Source organism: Ruegeria sp. O4, from assembly GCF_056535125.1.
In genome coordinates, this window is record NZ_JBQERO010000054.1 from 1 (window position 1) to 802 (window position 802).

Below are 802 nucleotides of genomic sequence, written 5' to 3' on the forward strand. Positions count from 1 at the left end.
TGTCAGCCAGAAAAGGTCGCTCATATCACCACTCCATTTTTCGAGCCGTGAATCATGCAGCGCCTTGAAAATCAATGCATCCTGACCCTAGAGCATCAAAATCTCCAAGAGCGTCAATAGCTCCATCAGACATAGCTTCGATGATCTCGTCGGCTCCGGATCGAAGAACAACTCTTGCCGCAGCGCGAGCTCCAATTACCCCGATTTTTTTTGCCGAATCCAAAGCTTTCTTTGCTTTGCCTCCCTGTGTTTTAGGTACGGCCTCGACCAACGCACCAAACAGTGTAACAATGGGATCACCCGAGTGGTCCGATTGCTGAACGTCCACTTCGATAACAATTTCCCCAGACTGTCTGAGTTGTTCTGACCAAGCCTTCCGAAAGTACGTCTTTCCCCTGCCAAATCCAGCTTCAATGGAAACGACCTTTGTGGTTTCCATTGACTTAATCAGGTTTGTGAAAGTGTTCCCGATATGTTCGTAGTCCAGAAGATCGTGGTCCCAAATACTCTGTGTTTTCATAAATATAAGTGCCTCAATTCGGGTGCATCGCGCGCAGAAACTACAACTTAACGTGAAATTCAGTTGCTGGTATTCTATTCTACAGTTCGGGTAATTCTGCACATTGCCAATGGGATGAAAAGTGGTACGGCACCAAAAGTTCACTGATTTCTGGTGTTGCGCATTCATCACAGGGTGAATTTCGTCCCTAATGCTTCCAGAGTGCTTTGAGTTGTGCAGTGGCCCTGAACGCAGAAAGCGCCCCAAGGGGCGCTAAGTGTTTGATATCTGACTTGAAGTATT

Annotated in this window: 1 protein-coding gene; it reads right to left on the reverse strand. The window is 47.0% G+C overall.

The genetic code is table 11. From position 1 onward, the window contains the following. Positions 1-52 precede the first annotated feature (52 nt). Entirely contained in the window at positions 53-520 is a 468-nt protein-coding gene (locus tag ACR0J7_RS20460) for a hypothetical protein (RefSeq protein WP_480915479.1), read from the reverse strand. Positions 521-802 lie beyond the last annotated feature (282 nt).